Origin of the sequence: Neolewinella lacunae (genome assembly GCF_014349155.1) — a bacterium.
GTDB lineage: Bacteria > Bacteroidota > Bacteroidia > Chitinophagales > Saprospiraceae > Neolewinella > Neolewinella lacunae.
Map to the genome: position 1 here is coordinate 99,288 of NZ_JACSIT010000040.1, position 23,499 is coordinate 122,786.

The following is a 23,499-nucleotide window of genomic DNA, read 5'->3' on the forward strand; positions in this document are numbered from 1 at the left end:
TGCTACTCGCCGTAGGTCTCCCGGGAAAAGCCGAAGCGGACCAGGTCGGCCAGCATGCCGCCGGGTCTGCGGAACTCGTTGCGCAGGTCGCCCTCCCGGCTGAAGCCCACCCGCCGGGCGAGGCGCTGGCTGGGGAAGTTATCGGACAGGGTGCGGAGGTAAATTTTCTCCAGCGCCAGTTGTTTGAAGCCAAAGCGGACCACCCGGGCCAGTACTTCGGTCATCAGTCCTTTTCTCACCTGCTGGTGGTCGATGAAGAAACTGATCTCTGCGGCGGGGACCGACCAGTTGATGTCAAAAAGGTGGACGTACCCCACCAGCTCCGTTGTTTCGTTGAGCCATACCCCGAAGGCGTAGTCTTGCTGCAGCAGCCAATTGGCGATGCGTTCGCGCACGAAAGCTTCGGCGGCGTTGGGGTTCGCCCCCGCTTCCGCTACCAGGATGGGGAAATGATCGGTGAGGTAATCCTGGTTATCGCTGATGAGCCGGTAGAGGTGTTTACCCTCGCCTTCCCGAAAGCGTCGGACCACACAGCGGTTGGTGAGCAGCGCCGTATCGATGTCGAAGAGTGCAGCATCCATGGCTTAAAGATAGCTAAGGTATTCGATGGTTTTCTGCGAAGGCAGTGCCGTGGGGGGCTTAGCCTTCGTACCAGGTCACTTTCTCCTCCCAGGCGCCGCGGCGGCGGGGCAGTTCGGGCGCTTCGTAGTATCCGAGGTAGAACAGGCCCAGGCAGCGTTCGTTGGGGGCGGCGTCGGGCCATTGCCCGTAGTCTCCGCACAGGAAGCCGGGGCTGGACCAGTAGCCGCCCAGGTTAAAGGCATCGAGGCTTGTCCACAGGTTTTCTACGGCGCAGGCAACCGCCGCCACTTCTTCCCACTCGGGCAAGGTGGGGTTGGGGTGCTCGCGGTGCAGGAAGATGGCGATGACTACGGGCGACTGCTCCACTTTTTCGCCGAATTTTTTCTGGAGGCCTTCGTCCCATTTTTTGTCGGGGCCACCGGCTTCGTAAATCGTAGCCATATCGTGCATCAGGGTGGCTTTGCCAGCACCGGTGTAGACGCGAAAGCGCCAGGGCTCGAGTTTTTTGTGGCTGGGAGCCTGGTTGGCCGCGTCCAGCAGCGCACTCAGCACGCTGCGGTCAACGGCTTGATCGGTGAAGAACTGGGGAAAGATGGAACGGCGGTTTGCTACGTGGGCTAACATGTGAAAGTAAGTTGTACTTCCGCTCGGGGCGGATGGGGAAGCGAAAAAAATAGAATGGCGGCACAGTGCCTCCCTACAGAATATTCAGGAGGTAGACGGTGAGAAAGCTCAGGACGGCCAGCGCCAAACCGCCGACGAAGGTATTGTAGCTGATGGTAAGCAGGAGGTATTTTTTGTGGAGCACCTGGCCGAGATCGTACAAATCCTTGGCGAGGTCGTCGTAAAGGGCACTTTGGTCGAGCTTCATGGTGGACATGTAGTCGATGAAATCGGCTTTTTCCAGCTTGAGGAAGTTGCCGAAATACAGCAGGCTCGCTTCTTTACTTTTGATCAGTTTTTGCTTTTTGATCCGGTACTCCGTCACACTGGGACGGGCGGAGAAAACGGCGAAGATCACGGCAATGAGGGAACTCATGAGCAGGCTGATGATGGGCACCAGAAACTCGGGGTTTTCAAAAAAGACGTCCTCGAAAAAAGAAAAACTTGCTCCGGAGACGGTGATGACGATGGAAAGAATGATGGTGTTGATGGAAATCATCATGTTGGCCTTTCCGTCGGCAATCCGGCTGAGATTGATGTGGTTGCGGAAGGAGGTGCGGTACATGGTATCGATGCCGCGGCCGAAGTTTTTGCCCGTCTTGGCTTTTACTTCCTTTTGCTCAATCTTGTAGTTGTTCTCCTGTTGGGTGGAGACATTTTTCCGCCGCCGGGCATCGTAGGCTTCTTTACCGACGGTGGTGAGGTAGTTGAAATGGAGGAGAAACGCCTGCATTTCCTCGCCGAATTTGACCGGGTCGCCGTTTTCTCCATCCAGGGCGTTGCGTTCCAGCTGGAGGAGGTCGGCCCGGCGTTCGAAGCGTTTGCGGCCGAGCCAACTCCAGGCGGCGTCGTGCAGGATGCGGGCTGGCAGGGGGCTGGAGAGGTCGGCATCGTGGGCTTCGCGGAGCCAATCGGCGGCGTCTCCCTCTTCGGTGTTCAGGTCTACCTTATGTTCATCGGCCCAGGCCCGCAGCGCCGCTGCTGAACGGTCGGCTACTTTTTTATAGCCGTCGGTGTAGCCCAGGGGGTAGAAATAGGCGGCAATGGCGAGCAATTCCACCACGGCTTTACCGAGCCCCGCGGCGGTGGCCAGTTCCTTCACCTGTTCGGCGATCTCTTCAGCGTAGGAAAAATTATGGAAAAGGTAATGCGGTGAAAGGCTGGTATTGAACTGGCCCTTGACGTAGTCGGCGGCCGCCACCACCCGTGGCGAGGGTGGCACTTTCACTACCTCTTTTTCCTTGGTTTCGTTGTTGTTCTTACTCATTGTCCCTTACTGGTTGCTGCGGCCGTCTGGCGTCGGTAAGTGGCCAAAACGCCATCGCCGCCCCGGCCCTCACTGCTGATGAAAAGGTCTCCCCGGGCGTTGAAGGTAAGGCCTTCCGGCTGCCGGAACATTTTTTCTCGCAACAGCTCAATGTGCTTGATGTTGCTTTCCCGGTCAATAACCACCAAGATATTGCCGATGGAGGCTAAAACGTAAAGATCCTTGGTGATCGGGTCCACGGCAATCCCACTGGGCTTAATGTTGAAGCGTTGCCGCTGGCCGTAGACGACCTGCCCCACGGCGTACTCGTCAATGGTAAACAAGGGTTCAGGGGCCATCAGGCCCAGCTCAGGGTCGTAGGCGTAGATGCCCCGCTGGTGATCGTCCGCTTCATCGTCGGTGGTCAATTCCTGTTCCTTCGGCGTAATCAGCAGCCGGTTCAGGACGGGGTCGTAGGCAAGGCCTTCGGTATCGTCGCGGGAACTGAAGCTCGTTTCCAGCTTCACGGCTTTGTATTCTTTGGTGCCCTCAACGTAATCGAGGTAGTGCACCTTGCCATCGCTTTCCAACACGTAAATTTTGTCGCCATTCCGCGCTACCCCTTCGTAATCCCGGTTCTTTCCAAAACTGAAGGTTTCTTCTATTTCGCCCGTCCGGACGTCCACCACGAAGAGTTCCCCGTCTTCGTCCTGCACGGCCAGCACCTGGTCATCAGTGTACCAGGAAGAAAGTCCGCTGATTTCTGTCAAAGCCTCGGGCAAATCCACCACCTGTTCCGGCTCTTCGAAGTCGAAAGGGAAGCCGTACCCAGGGTCCACCGCGTAGTGTTCCATTTCAGGACGCTGGGTATAAGTGACGTATCCGTAGGTTCCTGCCACCAGCACCACAAAGCCCAGAATGAGCAAGGAAAGTAAGTTGGGGCTGTTCAGTATACGCATGGTTCGCTTCGTTTGGTGGTCAATAGTAAGGGCTGGTGCATTTCCTGGGATGGCGTGAGAGGAGGGGCTGCCCCCGCCAACTTCCTCCTGCCACGATGGCGGGCATGGTAGCCACTAAAAGGGCCAACCCGCAGCTACCGCTACCCGGGCCTGGTCGCTGTCCCGAAAGTAGGTCAGGCTCACAATCGTGGCACCCAGGGGGGCCAGCCAGATGCCACCGCCGTAGCCTACGTGCCACTTCTCGCTGTCTTCGCCCTTGAGCCAGACGCGGCCGTAGTCGAGGCCAAGGATGAATCCACCCACAGTAGGTGCCTCGCCTTTACCGAAATTGAAGCCCATGAAGCGCAGATCAATGTTCTGGTAAAAAAGGGTATTGCCCCGGTAGCGGTCGGCGCGGGCGGCGCGGTAGTTGGTACGCCCTCCCATGGAGGCCAGCTGATAGTATTCCGGTTGCCCGTCGTTGTGCTCAAAACCGATGCGGGAAGCTACGTTGATCACTTTGGTCAGCATCTTGTATACCGTCAGGTTGCCACCGTATTTGAAGGTGGACCTTCCCTCGTCTTTGAGGTTCCAGCTCTGCTGGGCGAAGAGGTCGTATTTTACGCCATTGTCAGCCAGCAGGGGGATGGCCACGTTGTTCGATTCCAGTTGGGCCAGCAAACCGCCAAAGGGCTGGTTATCGAAAACGCGCGCAGGGATGCCGGGCGTATTCAGGATCAGCGCGTAATCGGGGGTGTCATCGTCCAGGTCGAAGGCGTGGTAAAAGGGCGCCACGGAGAAAACCGTCCGGTTGCGCTTGCCGCGGAAGCGGAGGGTTGGCCGCAGCATGATTTCTTCCCGCCGGGCCCGGTTGTACTCCAGTTCTTCGTCTTCCCCGACGCCTTCGATCTCGCCTTCTTCGGGCTGCCCGGGGCCTTCGTTGCCCAGGCCGAAGAAGTTGGCCACGTAACCGGGGGTATAGTAGTGCGCGTCGAGCACCAGATCGGCCTGCCGACTGAAGAAATCGTTGTAAGTCCCCGTATAAGAGAACTTGAAGAATTCATTGGAACTGTAAGTGGCCAGCGCCGCGTGCCGGGTCTTGTAGGGGTCGGCGCGGAAACCGTGGTTGGTCCGGCTGAAACCTAAGCCAAAAAACAGTCCGTCGTCTACGTTGAAGCCAAAGGCGGGAATGGGTGTGGTGTAATCCGGGTAGTACTCCTCAAAATCGTACTGGTTGAGCTCCGGGAAGCGGTCGCTGCGGCGATCCGCAATGGTGCCAGTGTTCCCCGAAAATTTCATGCCCTCTTTTTCATCGTAGGCCATGGCCCGGAGCCGGCCGTCGGCCACAATCTCGTCTTTGTCGTTGCCCCCCACCAGGCGGAGGCGGATCGAACTGGGTGGCCCCTGGGTCCGGAAGCGGTCTTTGCCGTCGAGGCCGTAGACGACGACTTCTTTGGTTTCCCCGACGTGAAAGATGCGGCCGTAATATTTTTCATCGACCTCACCTTCCTTGCTGGCGTCAAAAACTTCCACGTGCAGGTCGCCATTTTCCAGACCGGTAGCGTGGATGACGTCGTTTTTATCGGTGCCCAGGACGTTGACTTTTTCGGCCAGGTTGGCGTAATAGTCCAGGGCCAGGCTTTCGAGCTGGGCGCGGCGCTGTTTGAGTTTCTCCCCGATTTTCTCTTGCTCCAGGCTGTAGGCCTTCACCTCGGCCGGGAAGAGGTCCATGGCTTCGTCAATCGCCTCGTCGGTCAGGGTGGCCTGGATGGTGCGGGCCTCCACCAGCATTTCCTCCTTGGTAATTTCGTTGAGGAAGACGCGGTCGTTCCATTTGCCGTTCATGGCCCGCCATTTCACTTTGTCGAGTTTTTCATCGAAGGGGCGCAGTTTGCGGGCTTCGGCCAGGAATACCCGGGCCACCGTCAGCAGCCCGCCGTCGTAGTTGGAGTAGACCTGGTCGCGGTCGCGGGCAATCGGTACGTAGCGGGTCCGGCCGTCCTCCTCTTCGAAGGAAGACCAGCGCCATTGGTCGCGGTGCCGGTCCCAGTCGCCAATGAGCATATCGAAGAGCCTGGCGCGGGCGTAGTTTTTGTAGTCGGCGTAGTGCTTCCAGTCGTAGGTGATTTCTTCCCGGACTTTGGAGTTGCTGATGATGTCCTTACTTCCTCCGAAGAATGACGTTCCACTCCAGTCTTCGTCCGGCCGTTGTTCCAGCCAGTACATTTCGCCGCCGAAGTTGGTGTTGAAGTCGCCCAGGCCAGGTTGTTTGGGGATGTAGTAAAGTTTAGGATCGGCCCCCAGCAGGCCCAGGCGGCGTTGCAGCGGCGGCAAAGTCAGCGGCGCAAAAGGATGAATGGAGGTAAACTGGTCGCGCGCCAGGTCGGCCGCAAAAGACTCTTCCAGCATGCTGGGCAACAATTGCGAAGGGTTTTTCCGCACTGACCGCAACTGGTACAAATGCCCGTCGGCCGCCCTGCTGTGCAGGCTCATCGTCGTCATCCCCCCACCCCGCCGGTAGGGCTTGAGGCCGCCGAAAAGGGTATCGATGTTCAATACCGGCACTTGCACCGGCACGTAGTACAGCGGGCGGTAGTGTTCGCCGAGGGCCGCCTTGATCAGTCCGCTCTTGTCCCTGGCCCCCAGTTCGTACACCACCGCTTTTACGGTGTCTTCGTTAACGACTTCGATATCCACCTCCTCAATGCCATCGTCGCTGGGCAAGAAGCGATCAGCGATGATGCGGCGGTAAAACACCTTTTGTTCCTGTCCATTTTCATCAACGGTGTAAAAGCCAACGTGTACCTCGCCGCTGTCGAAAAAGTCCAGACGGCTGTAGCCGATTTCTCCGTAGGCGAAGTTGGCATCGTTGCCGCCGCGGGCGGGACCGCGCACGCTACCGGAGCCCGCCGTTATTTTGACGTATTCTTTTTCGTGGGCCAGCATCAGGTTGTGCTCGTGGCCACTGACGAAGATGACGTTGATCTCGTCGTCGATGCCCGATTTGATGGACCGCACCATGTCCTGGTACAGCAAATTGCCCACGTCGTTCGGACCGCCGCTTACGCCCTGGATGCCGCGGATGACCGAGCCCACCACGGGCAGGGGGAGGTAGGCACCGGGGATGACATCGGCCAGGGGGAAAAGATGTTGCCGAAGACTGTATTGCCCACCCCGGTTGCCGTTGCTTTGCAGGGGGTGGTGCATCATCACAATCTTCACCTGCCCGCGGTATCCTTTGATCTCATCGGTCAGGGCAAACAGCATCGCGTCGCGGTTGGTGTAGTCGCAGCCTTCGCTCACCTCCTGGTCCATACTCCAGTCGGCCAGGAACCAGGCGCTGTTGACGCCGATGAGGCCAACGCGGTCAAAAAGCTCCTCGTCGTCGGGGCCGGAACATTCGTTATTGGGCATCATGCGCACCTTATCGCCGGCCTCTTCTTCCAGGAATTTTTCGAGGCGCTTCAGGCGGCCGAAGTTGCTCTCCTGCCCCAGTTCGTTTTCGCCGGGGGTGTAGTAGACGGGGCCGGCAACTTGCCCGAGGCGTTGCAGGATGGCCAAAAGGTGTTCCCGCTCGGGGCTGTTTTTTTTACGGAGTCCTTCCGGACCGGTAATATCGCCCAGCAGAAGAAGGGAGCTGTTTTCGGGGGCTGAAGACATAGCCTTCACCATCGCATCGAGCGTGGTGAGGCCGCGGTCGAAGTCGTACCCGAGGTCGCCCACCATAAACGTGGAGTATTCCAACGTACCCCGGGGTGGGGCTTCACTGGTGAGCCCTTCGATGGGGGCCTCGTGGATGCGGTAATCGGCACAGTGCAGCAGCAGGCCACTAAGAAAGAGCAGAAGCGCAGTACGCCGGAAGAATGGTAGTGAGTGCAAATGGATGGGGATTAACTGTCCGTTATAACCCACCACCCAAAGCGTTGGTTCGGCGGCAAATTTCTCAAGCGGGCGCGGCCGCAGGTGCCAGGGAAGGTTGGATGTGCGATGTCTGATGTACGAGGTACGATGTCAGATGTCCGATGTCCGATGTACAACCGCTCCGGACGTGCTTAACGGTATAATGTTAACCAGTACGCAATAGGGTCCGCCTGAGGGTGTCCCCACCCGAATATCCACGGTTCGGGTAAATATTGGTTGAGGGTGTCCCCACCCAAACGAGTCGCACCGGTTGAGGGTGTCCCCACCCGAAGGAGTCGCACCGGTTGAGGGTGTCCCCACCCGAATATCCACGGTTCGGGTAAATATTGGTTGAGGGTGTCCCCACCCAAACGAGTCGCACCGGTTGAGGGTGTCCCCACCCGAATATCCACGGTTCGGGAGAATATTGGTTGGAGTTGTCCCCACCCAAACGAGTCGCACCGGTTGAGGGTGTCCCCACCCGAATGCACAGGGTTCGGGTGGGGACACCCTCAACCGGGATTTCTCGTAAGGGGAGACACCCTCAGCCGGACGTTCTACGCCTGGCCTACTGACCGCGGTGGGGCTTTTTGCTTTTGGGCTTGAAGCCGCCGGGCTGGTACTGCTTTTTCTTTTTGCCGCCACCTTTCCAGGGTGCGTCAATTTTGGTGCCATCCTCGAAGATGCGCACGTTCATTTCCACGCCCTTATCAACGGCCCCTTCGAAGGCGGCCACCACTTTCTTGGCCTCCTTGCTGTCTACGCCCACGTAGGTGAGGTTGTTCTGGATGTCGATCTTGCCGAAGGATATCTTCTTGCCGGGCAGACGGCGGTTCATCATCCCAATGATCTGGGGGACGGTGTAACCGTGTTTTTTGCCGACGGACATGCAGATGGTGGTGAAGTCTGCGCTGCCTTTTTCCAGGCGGTTGTCTTTGGTATCGTCGTTCTGGATCTGCTTCTGCCCGCTGAGTTGGGCGCTGAGGGTGCCCAGGCCGTAGCCGAGGATCTTCTGGATGATTTCTTCACGGTCCATTTCCGCGAACATATCGATCACTTCGGGCAGGTAGGCGGCGACTTTGTCGTCGAGCTTGGCAGCCAGGACGTTTTCGGCGAAGCGGAGGGCACGCAGGCGGTAGACCTCGTTTTGGCTGGGGACGTCGCGCAGCTGGAAGCTGATGCCCGAGTAGTTCTCGATGGCACGCAGGTGGCGGACTTCGCGGCCCGTGACGATGCTCATGGCGATGCCTTCCTTGCCGGCGCGGCCGGTGCGGCCACTGCGGTGGACGTAGACTTCGGGGGCGTCGGGCAGGTTGTAGTTGATGACGTGGGTAAGGTCTTGGACGTCGAGGCCCCGGGCGGCAACGTCGGTGGCGACGAGCAGTTTGACGCGGCGGCGGCGGAAGCGGTTCATTACGTCGTCGCGCTGGGCCTGGCTCATGTCGCCGTGCAGGGCATCGGCGGAGTGGCCGGCGAAGCGCAGGTCTTCGGATACGCCGTTAACTTCCAGGCGGGTGCGGCAGAAGATCACGGCGTACATCTCGGGGTCCAGTTCCACCAGCAGGCGGAGGAGGGCGAAGCGATCGGAGCCCCGGACCTTGAAGTATTGGTGGACGACCTTGGAATTGCCGGCATCGGCGTGGCCCACACTGATTTCGGTGGGGTTGCGCATGTATTCCTCGGAAATCTTGCGGGCTTCCTTGGGCATGGTGGCGCTGAAGAGGAGGGTCTGCTTGTCTTCGGGGGTGCTGGCCAGGATGCCGTTGAGCTCTTCCTGAAAGCCCATGTTGAGCATCTCATCGGCCTCATCGAGGACTACGCGCTTGAGTTGGTCGACTTTGAGTTTGCCGCGGGTGATGAGGTCGAGGGTCCGGCCGGGCGTACCGACGATGATTTGCGCACCGTCTTTGATCTCGCGGATCTGGTGGGTGATGGGGGCTCCACCGTAGACGGCGGCTACCTTGACGCCGTTGCGGAAGCGGGCGAAGCCATCAAGGTCTTTGGCGATCTGGAGGCAAAGCTCGCGGGTGGGGCAAAGAATGAGGGCCTGGACGCTGGGGGAATCCAGGTCGATGCCATCCACTACGGGCAGGCCGAAACCGGCGGTTTTACCCGTGCCCGTACGTGCCAGCGCGACGAGGTCGCGGCTGGAATCGAGGATGAGGGGAATGACCTGTGCCTGAATGGGGGTGGGGGTAGTAAAACCGAGTTCGGCCACCGCGCGCTTAACGTCATCGCGGAGACCGCTGTCCTTAAAAGTTTCCATTTCGTCCATATTTTACTTTTGCCTCCCTACTGCGGAAACGGCAAAAGACCAAGAATTAGGGCGAAATGGTTTACCACCAAACGGCTTGCGAAAGTGAAAGCCCATACGTAAACCGGAAGAACGCCCCGTTTTGCGGGCGCAAAGGTAGGCATTCTTGGTGTAATAATCACACTAAGTAGTGGATTGCCCTTATTCTGCCGGCCCGAACGCAACCAAACGCGGTGGATCGAGTTGTCGAATAAAAGCGGGAAAGGGTAGAAAAATGCTGCGGGCAGCGGTCCTATCCCCTTAATATTGGGTTAAACCTGTATAACGGTTCCCCAAAAAATATTCCAAAATCCACTTGAAAATGTCCATTCGCTACTCCTTCACCTTGCTCCTCGTTCTTTTCCTGGGCACCTGCGTCAGCGCCCAATCGGAAAATACGGGTGATAAAATCACTTTTTCTGGCCAGGTGATCGATGCCGGCAGCGAACAGCCCATTGAATTTGCCACCGTCCGCATCGCCCAGCGGAGTGACGAGACGGCGCAGGCGGGGACGACGACCGACGAAACGGGCCGCTTTTCGGTGACCGCAGACTTGCGCGACGTCTTTGCCGAGGTGAGTTTCATTGGCTACGAAACGGTGCGTATTGACAGCATCACCGTGCGCAACGGGCGCGCCGATCTGGGCACAATTTCCCTCGGCAGCCAGAGCCAGCAACTGGAGGAAGTGACCGTGCGGGCCGAAAAATCCCAGACGGAATTCAAGCTTGATAAGCGGGTTTTTAACGTGGGCAAAGACCTCAGCAGCACGGGTGCCTCGGCCCTGGAAGTGCTCAACAACGTGCCTTCGGTCAACGTCACCATCGAGGGGCAGGTGCAGTTGCGCGGCAGCGGCGGCGTGCAGATCCTCATCAACGGCAAGCCCTCGGTCATTGCCAGCGAGCAGGGCAGCCTGCTGGGGACGATCACGGCCGACATGATCGAGAGCATTGAGGTGATCACCAACCCATCGGCCAAGTACGACGCCGAAGGCACCTCGGGCATCATCAACGTCGTCCTGAAAAAAGAGGAGCGCAAGGGCCTCAACGGTGCCCTTTCCGTTAACGCGGGGGTGCCCGACAACTACAGCGTGGGCCTGAGCCTGAACCGCCGGAGTGAAAAATTCAATCTCTTTAGCCAGCTCGGCGTCGGCTACCGCGAACTGCCCAACGACGAAGAGACGGTCAACCTCGACAAAACCAGCGGCATTACCCTGTTTGGCGACGGGCGGGAGTTTCGCAACGAGAAGTACTACAACCTGGTGCTGGGCTCCGATTACCACATCGACGAGCGCAATGTTTTGACCCTCTCGGGCAATTTTGCTTACGAGATTGAAGACCAGCCTTCGAGCTACGACTACCGGCAAACGGATGCTGCGGGCGGCACCCTGGCCCGCTGGCGGCGCGAGGAGGCCACGGAGGCCACCAACCCCAAATACCAGTTTGAGCTGCAGTACAAGCGCGACTTCAAAGACCACAAAGACCACGACCTGATCATCAGCGCCGTAGGCAGCCTCTTTTCCAAGGACCAGGCTTCGGCGTTCAGGGACATCTCTCTGGAGGGCGAAGACCGCAGCGGGCAGCAGCAAACGCGCACCGATTTCGGGCAGACGGACAATACCTTCAAGATCGACTACGCCAAGCCCATCTCCGAAAAGGTGAGCATCGAAGCCGGCGCGCAGTACGTCACCAACGACGTCAGCAACGACTTTGCGGTGAGCAATTTCGTCAACGGCGCATTCGTGGAAGATCCTGCCCTGACCAACGTTTTCAACTGGAAGCAGAAAGTTGCCGCTGCCTACGGCACCTGGGCCTACGAACCCGGTGCCTGGGGCATTAAGGTAGGCCTGCGGGTAGAGAATACCGACCTGACGACGCTGCTGGAAAGCACCAACGAAAGCAATGACCGGACCTTTGCCAACCTTTTCCCCAGCGGCCACGCTTCTTACAAGATTTCCGACGCGGTTTCGCTGCAGGGCGGATATTCCCGGCGCATCTTCCGTCCCCGGCTCTGGGACTTGAACCCCTTTTTTAATCCCCGCAACGCCTTCAGCGTCCGCACCGGCAACCCCAACCTGCAACCCGAGTTTACCGACTCCTACGAGCTGACGAGCATTTTCATTCTCGGCGAGGCTTCGATCAACGCAGGCGTGTACTACCGCTACACGACCGACGTGGTGGAGCGCATCACCACCTTCAGCAACAACGTAGCCATCACGCAGCCGGTGAACGTAGGCACCAACCGCTCGACGGGCCTGGAGGTGAATGCGAAGGTTACGCCGGCTCGCTTCCTGACGCTGACGGGAGACCTGAACTATAACTTCTTCACCCGCGACGGGGCGCTGGAGGGCGTGGTTTTCGATTTTTCCGCCAGCCAGTACAGTGGCAAGATCACCGGTAAATTTGATCTGCCGAAGGACATTGACTTTGAGGTCACCACCCAGTACCTCTCGGCCTTTCAGACGGTGCAGGGCAACGAAGCCGACCAGCTGTTTGTGGACGCGGGCCTGCGCAAGAAGCTTTTCAAAGGCCGGGGTGCCTTGAGTTTGAGCGTGCGCGACCTATTTGCTTCGCGCATCCAGATCAGTGAGCTGGAGGGGCCGACTTTTTCTCAGTACCGGCGTAGCTTCCGGGGCCGTTTCCTGACGATGGGCTTCAGCTACGGCTTCGGCAAGGGGGAAACGATGGAGTATCTGGGGCAGCAGCGGCGGTTTTAGAAGGGGAGATTTGGGACGTAGGATCTGAGACTAGCTACGCTGCTGCCTGCGGCGCGGTTAAGATGTTTGATTTAGCATCGTGGGAGCCAGCATATTCCCGATGGCTTGAACATTGAGGAACGGCCCGGGCGATTGGAGATTTTAGATGAGGGATTTAAAATTGGAGAGGTGCTTCGCAGGACCAGCACCCTGTAATTACCCAGACCGACACCTCCGGCGATTGTTCTGGCAAGACCAACCTTACCTGGCGGGTGTAACAAAGCCTATGCCTATTGCATAGATGCATACCTCCATGCGCTACTCTGGCGGACTAGCGAATGGTTTCCATCTGTTTTCACCACCGTTTAAATGCACTTCCCATGACTCGTATTCTCGTATCTCTGGCCCTATTGCTGCTTTCCGGAGCCATTATGGCCCAATCGACCACCCTGGACATTACCATCACTACGGGTGGAGACGACCTGCGGGGCGGCAATGACAATGCCAACCTGGTGGTCCTTTTCGCCGACGGACAGCAACAGTACTTTCGCAATATCAACCAGGGTGGTCGTTGGAAAGACCATACTCCCTACAGCGTTCGCTACACGGTCAACAAAGCCATTGCGGCACTGCGCGGTATCCGGCTGGAGACCACCGCTTCGGGGGGCTTCAACGGCGACAACTGGAACGTCAATGGTCTCAAAGTGGTAGCCACTTCGGGCGGTCGCAGCCAGGTTTTACTCAGCAAGAGCGGCAATTACCTGGCCCGCTTTACGGGGGATAACCGGGTAGAAGACTTTATCTGGGGCAGCGTTGCTCCGGTGTCCGCTCCGGCTAAGTACACCAATTTCAACCCCGCCGTCCACGGCTTCAAGTTCAGCAACTCGTTTACCAACGTTATCATTGGCGATATTAAGACCAAAGGGCTCTGTGGGGGCATGAGCTATTCCGCTTTGGATTACTACTACGGTCGCCAGGATATTCCTACCCAGACTACTCAACCCGCCGAGGGCACACCCTTGCGCAAATACATTTACGATCGTCAGGTAAATTCCTTGGCGGATAATGCCGACAAGTGGGCAGAGCTGATTGGCACCAACTTTGGCAACCGCGACCAGGAATTTTTCAACTGGGGCTTGCAAGCAGGATCCGGCCGCCTGGGCGAGTTAATGCGCAACATCGACCAGGGGCGCCCTTGTCCGCTTGGCCTCCAAACCACCGGCCAAGGCCCCTTCAGCCATCAGGTCGTCGCCGTCGGTTATAAACTGGGCCGCTACCAAGGTGATCTGGGGGCCTACCAAACCGACGTAGAAATTTACATCTACGACCCCAACTACCCCAACCAACGCTTAACCTTGGTGCCCGACCCTGCCGGCCGCTGCTACCGCATAAAGGAAAAGCCGCAGAACTACTGGCGCACCTACTTTGTGGACCAGCGTTACCGGGCGGCTCGGCCAACGGTGGCTCGGTAATACCTCCAACGTCAGTGCCCCCCAGGGAAAGCCCCGTCCGCCGAAAATCGGCGGACGGGGCTTTGGGGTTTAGGCACAGCTTATATCCCCTACCCCACCACCACCAAAAAGCGGTTTTTCTTCCCGTTTTCTACCAGCATGAAGCGTTCGTGGAGCAGATCGGCAGCCGACAGGGTAGCCTCGGGATCGCTGACCTTTTCTTTGTTGATGGCGATGGCGTTGCCCTGGAGGGCGCGTTTGGCTTCGGATTTGCTGGCGGCGACGCCGTGTTCGGCCAGGAAGTCGAGTAAGGTGGTTTGGTCATCCAGGGCGGCGGCGGTGAGTTTGATGGTGGGGATTTCGCCGGCCAGGGAGCCGAGGGCCTGGGCATCGAGGGCGCGGAGGTCATCGGCGGTAGCGCCCCGGCCGTAGAGGAGGTTGGTGACGCGCTGGGCGGTGGCCAGGCCGCTGGGGCCGTGGACGCGGTCGGTCAGCTCCGCCGCCAGGGCAAGCTTGATCTGGCTGACGGCGCTGAACTGGTCATCGCCGGCCAGGTGGCGTTTGAGGGTGGCGCAGTCGGCCAGGATCTCCTCTTTGCTGCGGAGGCTGAAGTACTTGAGGTAGGTCGGGATATCGGCGTCGTTGGAGCGAATCCAGAACTGGTAGAAGTCGTAGGGGCTGGTCAGGTCGGGGTCCAGCCAGATGTTGCCGCCCTCGGATTTGCCGAACTTGGTGCCGTCGGCTTTGGTCAGGAGCGGGGTGGTGACGGCGTAGGCTTTGCCTTCGAGGTTGCGGCGGACGAACTCGGTGCCGGCCGTGATGTTGCCCCACTGGTCGGAGCCCCCCATCTGGACGGTCACGCCGTGTTCCTGGTACAGCTTCTGGAAGTCGTAGCCCTGCAAGAGCTGGTAGCTGAATTCGGTGAAGGACATGCCGGATTCCAGGCGGTTCTGCACGCTGTCCTTACTCATCATGTAGCTGATGGTGAGGGTTTTGCCGACGTCGCGGAGGAAATCCAGGACGTTCATGTTCTGGTAGAAGTCGTAGTTGTTGACGACGGAAAACTTTGCTTCTCCTTCGGCGACTTCCCCGGCACCTGCGGCCGCGCCCTTTTCCCGACCTGCGGTGAGGCCGGCGGCGAGGAGGCGAAACATTTGCTCGCGCTGGTGGGCCAGGTTGCGGTCTACTTCGTCATAACTTTTGAGCTGGCGTTCCTTGTCTTTGCCGCTGGGGTCGCCGATGCGGCCGGTGGCTCCGCCGAAGAGGACGACCGGGTGGTGGCCGGCGCGGGCCCAGAGCGTGAGGAGCATGATCTGGACGTAGTTGCCGATGGTCATGGACGGTGCGGTGGGATCGAAGCCGATATAGGCTTTGCGGGGAGTTTCGGCCAGGTGTGCTTCGATTCCGGGAGTGAGCTGGTGGAGCATCCCGCGCCAGGTGAGTTCGGCGATAAAATCCATCGGGGGGTAAATTTTGGCGCAAATATAGCCTAAGAAGCGAATGGGGGGCCGCAATTTGGCTGCGGCGCGGGCGGAGCAGATGCAGTACCTTTACCGCACCGGGGGCTGGCGCTCCGGGAATTATTCACCACACAAGCCTTGATTCTTGAACCTTCCCCTTTACCTGGCCCGGGGTGTTGCCAAAGGCGGCACCAAATCCGTTTCCCGCACCATCATTGGCATTGCGGTGGCGGCCGTGGCCATTTCGATGGCGACCATGGTGTTGGCCAGTGCCCTGATTGCGGGGTTCAAATCGGAGATATCCACCAAGATTTTTGGCTTCTGGGGGCACATCCACATCACGGCCGACGCGGCCAGCTACGGCATTTTCGATACCTACAATTACCCCATTTCCAACCGCCAGGATTTTTACCCCAGCCTGGACACCACCGGGCGGGTCAGTTTGCAGGGCTTCGGGGCCTCGCTGGGGCTGGAGGCAGGCGCGCCGCAGATGACGCGGGCGGGCATCCGGCACATCCAGCAGTTCATCGTTTTGCCGGGGGTGGTTTCCGTCTACCCCGAAGGCGAACGCCTGCCGACCCAGGAAGCGCTGGTGCTGAAGGGCATCGCAGAGGATTACGACTGGGACAACTTCGGCCGCTACCTCGTGGAAGGCGAAGCGCTGCGGGTGAGCCCCGACTCCACCAGCCGCGGCATCATCATCAGCAGCATCACGGCTACGCGGCTGGAGATTGGTTTGGGGGACCGGATGGACTTCGCCTTCATCGGCCCCCGGGGCGAAGAACGGGCGCGGGCGTTTCAGGTGACGGGCATCTACAAGACGGGGCTGGAGGAATTTGACCGGCAGTTTGCCCTCGTTGACCTCAAGCAACCCCGCAGCCTGCTGAACTGGGAAGAAGACCAGATCGGGGGCTTTGAAGTGATCCTGGACGACATCGCCGACCTCGAAATTTTTAACGACTACATCCATTACCAGGTCTTGCCCCAGGACCTCTACGGCGAAAGCATCCGCCGCAAGGTGAGTGAATTGTTCAACTGGCTCGATATCCAGGACTACAACTGGGCCATCATCCTGGCCCTCATGATCACAGTGGCGATCATTAATATGATGACGGCGCTGCTCATCCTCATTTTGGAGCGCACGAACATGATCGGCACGCTCAAATCCCTGGGCCTGAGCAACTGGGGCATTCGCAAAATCTTCCTCTACTACGCGGGCTTCATCATCATCAGCGGGCTGGCGCTGGGCAACGGCATCGGCTTACTGCTGTGCTGGGTGCAGAAAACCTTCGGGCTGGTGCACCTGGACGAAGAGTCCTACTACCTCTCGGTGGCGCCGATCCAGATCGACTGGTCGACGCTGCTGGCCTTAAACGTGGGTACGTTTTTGCTGACCCTGTTTTTCCTGGTGGTGCCTTCTTACCTGGTGACGCGGATTGATCCGGTGAAGGCGTTGCGGTTTAAGTAGTGGGCTGCTTTCGCAGCTTTTTTTGAACTACTAAGTTTTGTCGCTCCTGCGGAGCTTTTTTTGAACCACTTAGGGCACGAAGAAGGACTAAGGGAGATAGACGATACTTGATATTGGAGATTTATACTTCCCACACGATTTACACCTCCGAGGAACTTTAGCCTCCAAAGATTATCCCTCCGAATAAATGTTCCTCACTGCGAACGGCAAAAGATGCCTCGGAGGAGAAATCGTTCGGGGGTGGTTGGCTCGGGGAGTGCCAAAAATCAATCCTTTTCCCAAAACCTAACCCTCGCCAGTATTCATCCAACCTCCCGGCGGATGCCAAATGTTGAATGTTGAATGTTGAATGTTGAATGTTGAATCGTAAATGTTAAATCCTGGGGGACTCCTTGGAGGTGTCGACGGAGCCAAGGGGAGGTGTCTTGGTTTTTTGCTGCGACGTAAAACGTCTGGACCTCACACTTCGCCGTATAACGGCTCAACCATGGCCATTCGGGGGCAGCAATTCGAGCAGTTGATCGACCGTCCAGGCGTTTTCGATGGGATACGGGCCAACGCGGGTGCGGCGCAGGGCCGTGAGGTAGCCCCCGCTGGCCAGGTTTTTGCCGAGGTCGTGGGCCAGGGAGCGGATGTAGGTGCCTTTGGAGCAGGAGATTTCGAAATCGACCTCGGGCATTGCGATGCGGGTGATGCGGAAGGAGTGGACGGTGACGGGGCGGGGCTGGACGAGGACTTCCTGCCCGCTGCGGGCTTTTTTGTAGAGGGGCTGGCCGTCGACTTTGATGGCGGAAAAAATGGGGGGCAGCTGTTGGAGGTCTCCGGTGAGGGCCTCGGCGGCGGCGAGGATGGCGGCTTCGGTGATGTGTGCGGTGGGGAAGGTGGCCGTAATCGGTTCTTCGGCGTCGTAGGAAGCGGTGGTGGCGCCGAGGGTGATGGTGCCGGTGTAGCTTTTGTCGAGGCCCTGGAGTTCGGCCAGGCGCTTGGTCCACTGCCCGGTGCAGATGTTGAGCAGGCCGGTGGCCATGGGATCGAGGGTGCCGGCGTGGCCGACCTTGAACTTCCTGACGCCCAGGTGTTTGCGGATGGCCCAACGGAGTTTATTGACCACGTCGAAGCTCGTCCAGCCCTGCGGTTTATCCACCAGCAGGAGGCAGCCTTCGGCGAAAGAAAAGGGGGGTTCGGTAGTGGCGGCGGGTAGCATAGTAGGGTGAAGTTTAACATTTTGCGGGCGCTGCCGCGGGTGCAAGGTAAGGGACAATGAGACAGAACGTCCTCCCCTACCCTGCTCTCCCCGGGAGACAGCCACTGCATCCTGCGACCGCGCCCAGTTTCCACCAGGCTAAAAAAACACCCCACCAGAAAATGCATGAAAACTCCAACATATATTCATGTGTTTCGTGCTGACCAGCCTACTACAACCATGACCGACCAGCTTTCCATTGCCCAGGTGCAGCAGTTTTTCCCCGATTTCAGCGAGCCCGACCTCCAGCAAGCGATTGCCACCCAAGGCCGCATCCACCGCTTCCGGGAGGGGGACGTGATCATGGACTACGGCGGTTACGTCCGCATGCTCCCCCTGATCCTCAACGGCACCATCAAGATCAGCCGCCTGGGCGACGACGGCTCCGAACTCTTTCTCTACTACCTGACGCGCGGCGAAAGTTGTACGATGACTTTTTCCTGCTGCATGAACGATAAGCTGAGCGAAATCCAGGCCATCGCCGAAGAAGATACCACCATCCTGGGCCTCCCGCAACAGGTGCTCGACCAGTGGATGATGCAGTTCAAAAGCTGGAAAAATTTCGTCTTGACGGCCTACGACCGGCGCATGAACGAGATGATCAGCACCATCGACCAGATCGCCTTCCAACAGCTGGATACCCGCCTGCTGGATTACCTCAAGCGCCGCAGCCAAATCCACCAGGACGCCACCCTGAACGCCACCCACCAGAAAATTGCCGCCGACCTGAACGTGAGCCGCGAAGCCATTTCCCGCCTCCTCAAAACCATGGAAAAGCAGGGGACGATTGAGCTGGGGAGGAACCGGGTCAGGTTAATGCGTGAATGAGCGAATGCGCTCCTTCTGTGACCAGGATCACCGTCCCCCAGATCAAGCACGGCAGACCTTTGCCCCACAAAGCAAAACCGATGCAACGATCCTGGATTCCCGCGCTAGACTGGATGCGCAACTACAACCGCGAGTGGCTCAAAGGAGACCTTTCGGCGGGTTTAACCGTTGGCGTGATGTTGATCCCGCAGGGGATGGCCTACGCGATGCTGGCCGGTTTGCCGCCGATCCATGGTTTGTACGCGGTGACTTTGCCGCTGATGGTGTATGCGTTGCTGGGGACGAGCCGGCAGCTGGCCGTTGGGCCCGTAGCGATGGTGTCTTTGCTGACGGCTACGGGCGTTGGGGCCATTGCCGAAGTGGGTACGGAAGCTTTCCTGGGCCTGGCCGTGGTGTTGACCCTCATTGTGGGGGTAGTGCAGTTGCTGCTCGGGCTGTTTCGGTTGGGCTTTCTGGTCAATTTGCTCTCGCATCCCGTCATCAGTGGCTTTACTTCGGCGGCGGCACTCATCATTGGTCTGAGCCAGTTGAAACACCTGTTGGGCGTTGACCTGGGTCGCAGCCACCACATCCACGAGATCATTTTTGCGGCAGTTTCGCGGATTGGGGAGATTAACCCCTGGACCTTCGGCATTGGCATCATTGGCGTAGGGCTCATCATCGGCATCAAGAAGGTGAGCAAGACGGTGCCGGGCCCGCTGTTGGCCGTCGTTTTTGGCGTCCTGGCGGTGTACTTGCTGGGCCTGCAGGAGCAGGGCGTGAAAATTGTGGGTTCCGTGCCCAGCGGCTTGCCGGGGATCAGCTTCCCCACCTTTACCTGGGAACAAATCCAGGCTCTGTTGCCGACTGCCCTGACCATCTCGCTCGTCGGTTTCATGGAAAGCATCGCCGTTGCTAAGGCCGTGCAGAACAAGCACAAGGACTACGCGCTCGTCCCCAACCAGGAACTCATCGCCCTCGGCGCGGCCAACCTGGCGGGTGCGCTCGTGCGGTCTTACCCCGTGACGGGCGGATTTTCGCGCACGGCGGTCAACGACCAGGCGGGGGCCAAAACCGGCCTGGCTTCGTTGGTGAGCGCTGGTTTGATTGTCCTGACCCTCCTCTTCCTCACGCCCCTGTTTTACTTTTTGCCGCAGGCCATCCTCGCCTCGGTCATCATGGTGGCGGTGTTTGGTTTGATCGACGTGGCGGAAGTGCGTCATCTTTGGAAAGTGGACCGTTCCGACTTCTGGATGCTGGCCGCCACCTTCGTCGCTACCCTCACGCTGGGCATCGAGCAAGGCATCGGGGTGGGCGTGGCGCTGTCTTTGGCCGTCCACATCTACCGCTCCATGCGTCCGCACCTGGCCGTACTGGGGCGGATTCCCGGCACGGATATTTTCCGCAATGTCAATCGCTTCAAAGGAGTGGTCGAGTATCCGAACGCGCTCATCGTACGTTTTGACGGGCCGCTGTACTTTGGCAACCTGACCTACTTCCAGGCCCAATTGGACGCCCTGGTGGCCGCCCGGGGCCCAGAGCTGAAAACCATCGTCATCAACGCCGAGGGTATTGCCAGCCTGGACAGCAGCGCCCTGCACGAAATGCACAACTTCGTGGCCAACCAGCGCAAACGCGGCTTGGCCGTCCGCTTTGCCGGCTTGATTGGCCCGGCCCGCGACTCTTTCAAGAAGGCCGGACTGGTCGATCTCATCGGCCAGGACAACTTTTTCCTCCACGTCGCCGGGGCCCTCGACGGGGAAGCGGCGCTGCGCAGCGGCTACGTCTTGCAGGCCGATGTGTGAGCCAAACTGTATATTTTCTCCCCCTGGGGCGTTTTAGTGGGGAACCACCCCCAACGAAAAAAAACGCACACTGTGATCGAGGTCACCTTTTCGCTCCCCAGACTGGCCTGATCTTTGCATCATCAATTAACAATCCCCAATTATGAAAGTCGAACAAATCTATACCGGCTGTCTTGCCCAAGGCGCCTACTACATTGAAAGCGCTGGCGAAGCAGTCATCATCGACCCCCTGCGCGAAACCAAGCCCTATCTGGAAAAACTGGAGAAAACCGGTGCCAAGCTCAAGTACATCATTGAGACCCACTTCCACGCCGATTTTGTGTCCGGCCACATCGATCTGGCGCGGGCAACCGGTGCAACGATCGTCTACGGCCCTATGGCCCAGCCCGAGTACGATGTGTACAGTGCTAAAGATGGTGAAGAGTTGCTAGTGGGTGACGTCGTCATCAAGGTCCTCCACACCCCCGGCCACACCATGGAAAGCAGCACCTTTTTGCTCCGCGACGAAAGTGGTAAAGACTACGCCATTTTCACGGGTGACACTTTATTTTTGGGCGACGTCGGTCGGCCCGACCTGGCCATCAAGCAAGGCTCCGTCACTAAAGAAGACCTGGCGGGCTACCTCTTCGATAGCCTCCGCGAAAAGATTATGCCGCTGGCCGACGACGTGATCGTCTACCCCGCCCACGGTGCCGGCTCCGCCTGTGGCAAAAACCTGAGCAAGGAAACCTTTGGCCTCCTCGGCGAGCAGAAGGCCGTCAACTACGCCCTGCGTGCGGACATGACCCGCGAGGAATTCATTCAGGAAGTCACGGCTGGCCTTACGCCACCGCCCCAGTACTTCGCCAAAAACGCGATGATGAACAAGGCGGGCTACGAAAACTTCGAGACCGTCTTGAACCAGGGCAAACGCCCCCTCGACCCCGCTGCCTTCGAAGCCCTCGCTGAAGCGGAAGAAGCCCTGGTGCTGGACGTCCGCGACCGCAACGACTTCTCCGCCGCCCACATCCCCAACAGCATCTTCATTGGTATTGACGGACAGTTTGCCCCCTGGGTAGGTGCCCTCATTACCGACATCCGCCAGCCCCTGCTCATCGTCGCCCCCGAAGGCCGCGCCGAGGAAGTCATCACCCGCCTCTCCCGGGTGGGTTACGACAATACCCTGGGCTACCTCGAAGGCGGCATTGAAGCCTGGGTGGCCGCCGGCAAAGAAACCGACGCCATCGAAAACGTCAGCGCCGACACCTTCGCCGCCCGCGTCAACAAGGGGCTGGTGGACAACATCCTCGATACCCGCAAGCCCACCGAGTTCCTCTCCGAGCACCTCGATGCCGCTACGAACTTCCCGCTGGACTACATCAACGCCAACATGGATAAGCTCAACCGCAACGAGACCTACTACCTCCACTGCGGCAGTGGCTATCGCTCCCTGATTGCCGCCTCCATCCTGCGGGCCCGGGGCTTTGAACACCTCGTCAACGTAGAAGGCGGCTGGGGGACCATCAAAAATACCGACCTGGCTAAGTCCGACTTCGTCTGCCCCACCACCATGAGCCAGGAAGTGATCGACCAGGCCGTCGGTGAATTCATCTGACTTGTTTTGAACCATTTTGATTGACCTTCGGTCTGTTTTTGAACCACTAAGTACACTAAGGGACCTTCGGTCTGTTTTTGAACCACTAAGGGCACTAAGTACACTAAGGGACCTTCGGTCTGTTCTTGAACCACTAAGTACACGAAGATGGACTAAGAGGAGACTTCCCTCCGACGTGGAATGTCTCGACATCACACACGTTATTAAACTTAGTCCCTCTTCGTGCTCTTAGTGGTTCAAAAAAAGCTCCGCAGGAGCGACAAACCTTAGTGGTTCAAAAAAAGGACTGCGCAGCAGTCCAAAAACCGCGCCAGCGGTAAAAACCATCCCCAAACCTTCCAATGCAAGACATTATTTCCCTCATTTCCTCCAGTTGGCACTGGTCGGTAAGCGGTGCCCTGATCGCGCTGACCATGTTTCTCCTGCTCTACGCCGGCCGCGAGTTTGGCGTTTCGTCGAACCTCCGGACCATGTGTGCCATCGCTGGTGCGGGCAAGCGCCACGACTTTTTCCGTTTCGATTGGAAAGAACAACGCTGGAATCTCCTGTTCATCGGCGGCGCAGTCATCGGTGGCTTTCTGGCCTTTTACGTCTTTCCCAACCCCGAACCGGTACAGATCTCTTCCGCTACGGTCACGTACCTGAACAGCATCGGCATCAGTGGCCCGGGTGAGACGGCCGGTTTTACCAGCTATTTGCCCGCCGAGTTGTTTGCGGCCGACCAGATTTTCAGTCTGCGCGGCCTGGTCTCGCTGGTTGGCGGGGGCATTTTGATCGGCTTCGGTACCCGTTGGGCGGGGGGCTGTACGTCGGGACACGCCATCAGTGGCCTGTCCAACCTGCAGCTGCCTTCCCTCATTGCCGTCATCGGCTTTTTCATCGGCGGCCTGCTCATGAGCTGGTTGTTCCTCCCCTTCATCGTCAGCCTCTAATCTACGGACCATGCGCATGTTCTTTTACCTCCTCCTCGGCGTCTTCTTTGGTTTCGTGATGACCAAATCCGAGGCCATTTCCTGGTACCGCATTCAGGAGATGTTCCGCTTCGAGAGCTTCCACATGTACGGCATCATCGGCACGGCCGTGGTGTTGGGCGCGGCGGGCGTCGCGCTGGCGAAGCTGTTGAAACTCAAAACTTACGACGGCGAAGAATGGAGCCTTTGCCCTAAGGCCTTTTCGGTGCCGCGCTACCTGTTTGGCGGTACGATTTTCGGTTTGGGCTGGGCGCTCACGGGCGCTTGTCCGGGCCCCATGTTCACGCTCCTGGGCCAGGGCATCTTGTCCCTTGGCCTGGTCATCCTCAGTTCGGTGTTCGGCACCTACCTCTACGGTGCCTTCCGCCACAAACTCCCCCACTAAG

The 23,499-nt window shown here is 58.5% G+C and carries 16 protein-coding genes; 8 read left to right on the forward strand and 8 right to left on the reverse strand.

Annotated elements, in window-relative coordinates:
- Window positions 1-2: 2 nt before the first annotated feature.
- From H9S92_RS01920 to H9S92_RS01945, 6 genes are all read right to left on the reverse strand, one after another.
- Entirely contained in the window at window positions 3-581 is a 579-nt protein-coding gene (locus tag H9S92_RS01920; protein ID WP_187465038.1) for a GNAT family N-acetyltransferase, read from the reverse strand.
- 58 nt (window positions 582-639) lie between these two features.
- The gene (locus H9S92_RS01925) at window positions 640-1,206 is read right to left on the reverse strand and encodes a nitroreductase family protein (RefSeq protein ID WP_187465039.1); all 567 of its coding nucleotides are present in this window, start codon (window positions 1,204-1,206) and stop codon (window positions 640-642) included.
- Between the two features lie 73 nt (window positions 1,207-1,279).
- Entirely contained in the window at window positions 1,280-2,512 is a 1,233-nt protein-coding gene (locus H9S92_RS01930) for a Pycsar system effector family protein (RefSeq protein WP_187465040.1), read from the reverse strand.
- Window positions 2,509-3,450: an SdiA-regulated domain-containing protein gene (locus H9S92_RS01935; protein WP_187465041.1), complete on the reverse strand. Its 942-nt coding sequence runs from the start codon at window positions 3,448-3,450 to the stop codon at window positions 2,509-2,511. The genes H9S92_RS01930 and H9S92_RS01935 overlap by 4 nt, the downstream gene beginning before the upstream one ends.
- Before the next feature lie 114 nt (window positions 3,451-3,564).
- On the reverse strand, window positions 3,565-7,308 hold the full coding sequence (locus tag H9S92_RS01940; protein ID WP_187465042.1) for a hypothetical protein: 3,744 nt from the start codon (window positions 7,306-7,308) through the stop codon (window positions 3,565-3,567).
- Between the two features lie 589 nt (window positions 7,309-7,897).
- Entirely contained in the window at window positions 7,898-9,595 is a 1,698-nt protein-coding gene (locus H9S92_RS01945) for a DEAD/DEAH box helicase (protein WP_187465043.1), read from the reverse strand.
- Between the two features lie 349 nt (window positions 9,596-9,944).
- Between H9S92_RS01945 and H9S92_RS01950 the strand changes: the two genes are divergently transcribed.
- On the forward strand, window positions 9,945-12,335 hold the full coding sequence (locus H9S92_RS01950) for an outer membrane beta-barrel family protein (RefSeq protein ID WP_187465044.1): 2,391 nt from the start codon (window positions 9,945-9,947) through the stop codon (window positions 12,333-12,335).
- 359 nt (window positions 12,336-12,694) lie between these two features.
- Window positions 12,695-13,786, forward strand: coding sequence for a hypothetical protein (locus tag H9S92_RS01955; protein WP_187465045.1), 1,092 nt, complete (start codon window positions 12,695-12,697; stop codon window positions 13,784-13,786).
- A gap of 89 nt (window positions 13,787-13,875) precedes the next feature.
- Here H9S92_RS01955 and tyrS read toward each other — a convergent pair whose 3' ends face one another.
- On the reverse strand, window positions 13,876-15,225 hold the full coding sequence (tyrS, locus tag H9S92_RS01960) for a tyrosine--tRNA ligase (RefSeq protein WP_187465046.1): 1,350 nt from the start codon (window positions 15,223-15,225) through the stop codon (window positions 13,876-13,878).
- Between the two features lie 145 nt (window positions 15,226-15,370).
- On the opposite strand from tyrS, the gene H9S92_RS01965 reads away from it, so the two are divergent.
- Window positions 15,371-16,693, forward strand: a complete 1,323-nt coding sequence (locus H9S92_RS01965; protein WP_187465047.1) for an ABC transporter permease — start codon at window positions 15,371-15,373, stop codon at window positions 16,691-16,693.
- Between the two features lie 481 nt (window positions 16,694-17,174).
- Here H9S92_RS01965 and truB read toward each other — a convergent pair whose 3' ends face one another.
- The gene (truB, locus tag H9S92_RS01970) at window positions 17,175-17,897 is read right to left on the reverse strand and encodes a tRNA pseudouridine(55) synthase TruB (protein WP_187465048.1); all 723 of its coding nucleotides are present in this window, start codon (window positions 17,895-17,897) and stop codon (window positions 17,175-17,177) included.
- A 219-nt stretch (window positions 17,898-18,116) separates the two neighbouring features.
- Here truB and H9S92_RS01975 point away from each other — a divergent pair, with 219 nt between their 5' ends.
- From H9S92_RS01975 to H9S92_RS01995, 5 genes are all read left to right on the forward strand, one after another.
- On the forward strand, window positions 18,117-18,764 hold the full coding sequence (locus H9S92_RS01975; protein ID WP_187465049.1) for a Crp/Fnr family transcriptional regulator: 648 nt from the start codon (window positions 18,117-18,119) through the stop codon (window positions 18,762-18,764).
- Between the two features lie 80 nt (window positions 18,765-18,844).
- The gene (locus H9S92_RS01980; protein WP_187465050.1) at window positions 18,845-20,548 is read left to right on the forward strand and encodes a SulP family inorganic anion transporter; all 1,704 of its coding nucleotides are present in this window, start codon (window positions 18,845-18,847) and stop codon (window positions 20,546-20,548) included.
- Window positions 20,549-20,690: 142 nt separating this feature from the next.
- Entirely contained in the window at window positions 20,691-22,142 is a 1,452-nt protein-coding gene (locus H9S92_RS01985; RefSeq protein WP_187465051.1) for an MBL fold metallo-hydrolase, read from the forward strand.
- Between the two features lie 341 nt (window positions 22,143-22,483).
- Complete coding sequence (locus H9S92_RS01990; protein WP_187465052.1) at window positions 22,484-23,074, forward strand: YeeE/YedE family protein; 591 nt, start codon at window positions 22,484-22,486, stop codon at window positions 23,072-23,074.
- A 10-nt stretch (window positions 23,075-23,084) separates the two neighbouring features.
- Entirely contained in the window at window positions 23,085-23,498 is a 414-nt protein-coding gene (locus tag H9S92_RS01995; protein ID WP_187465053.1) for a DUF6691 family protein, read from the forward strand.
- The last annotated feature ends 1 nt before the right edge of the window (window position 23,499 follow it).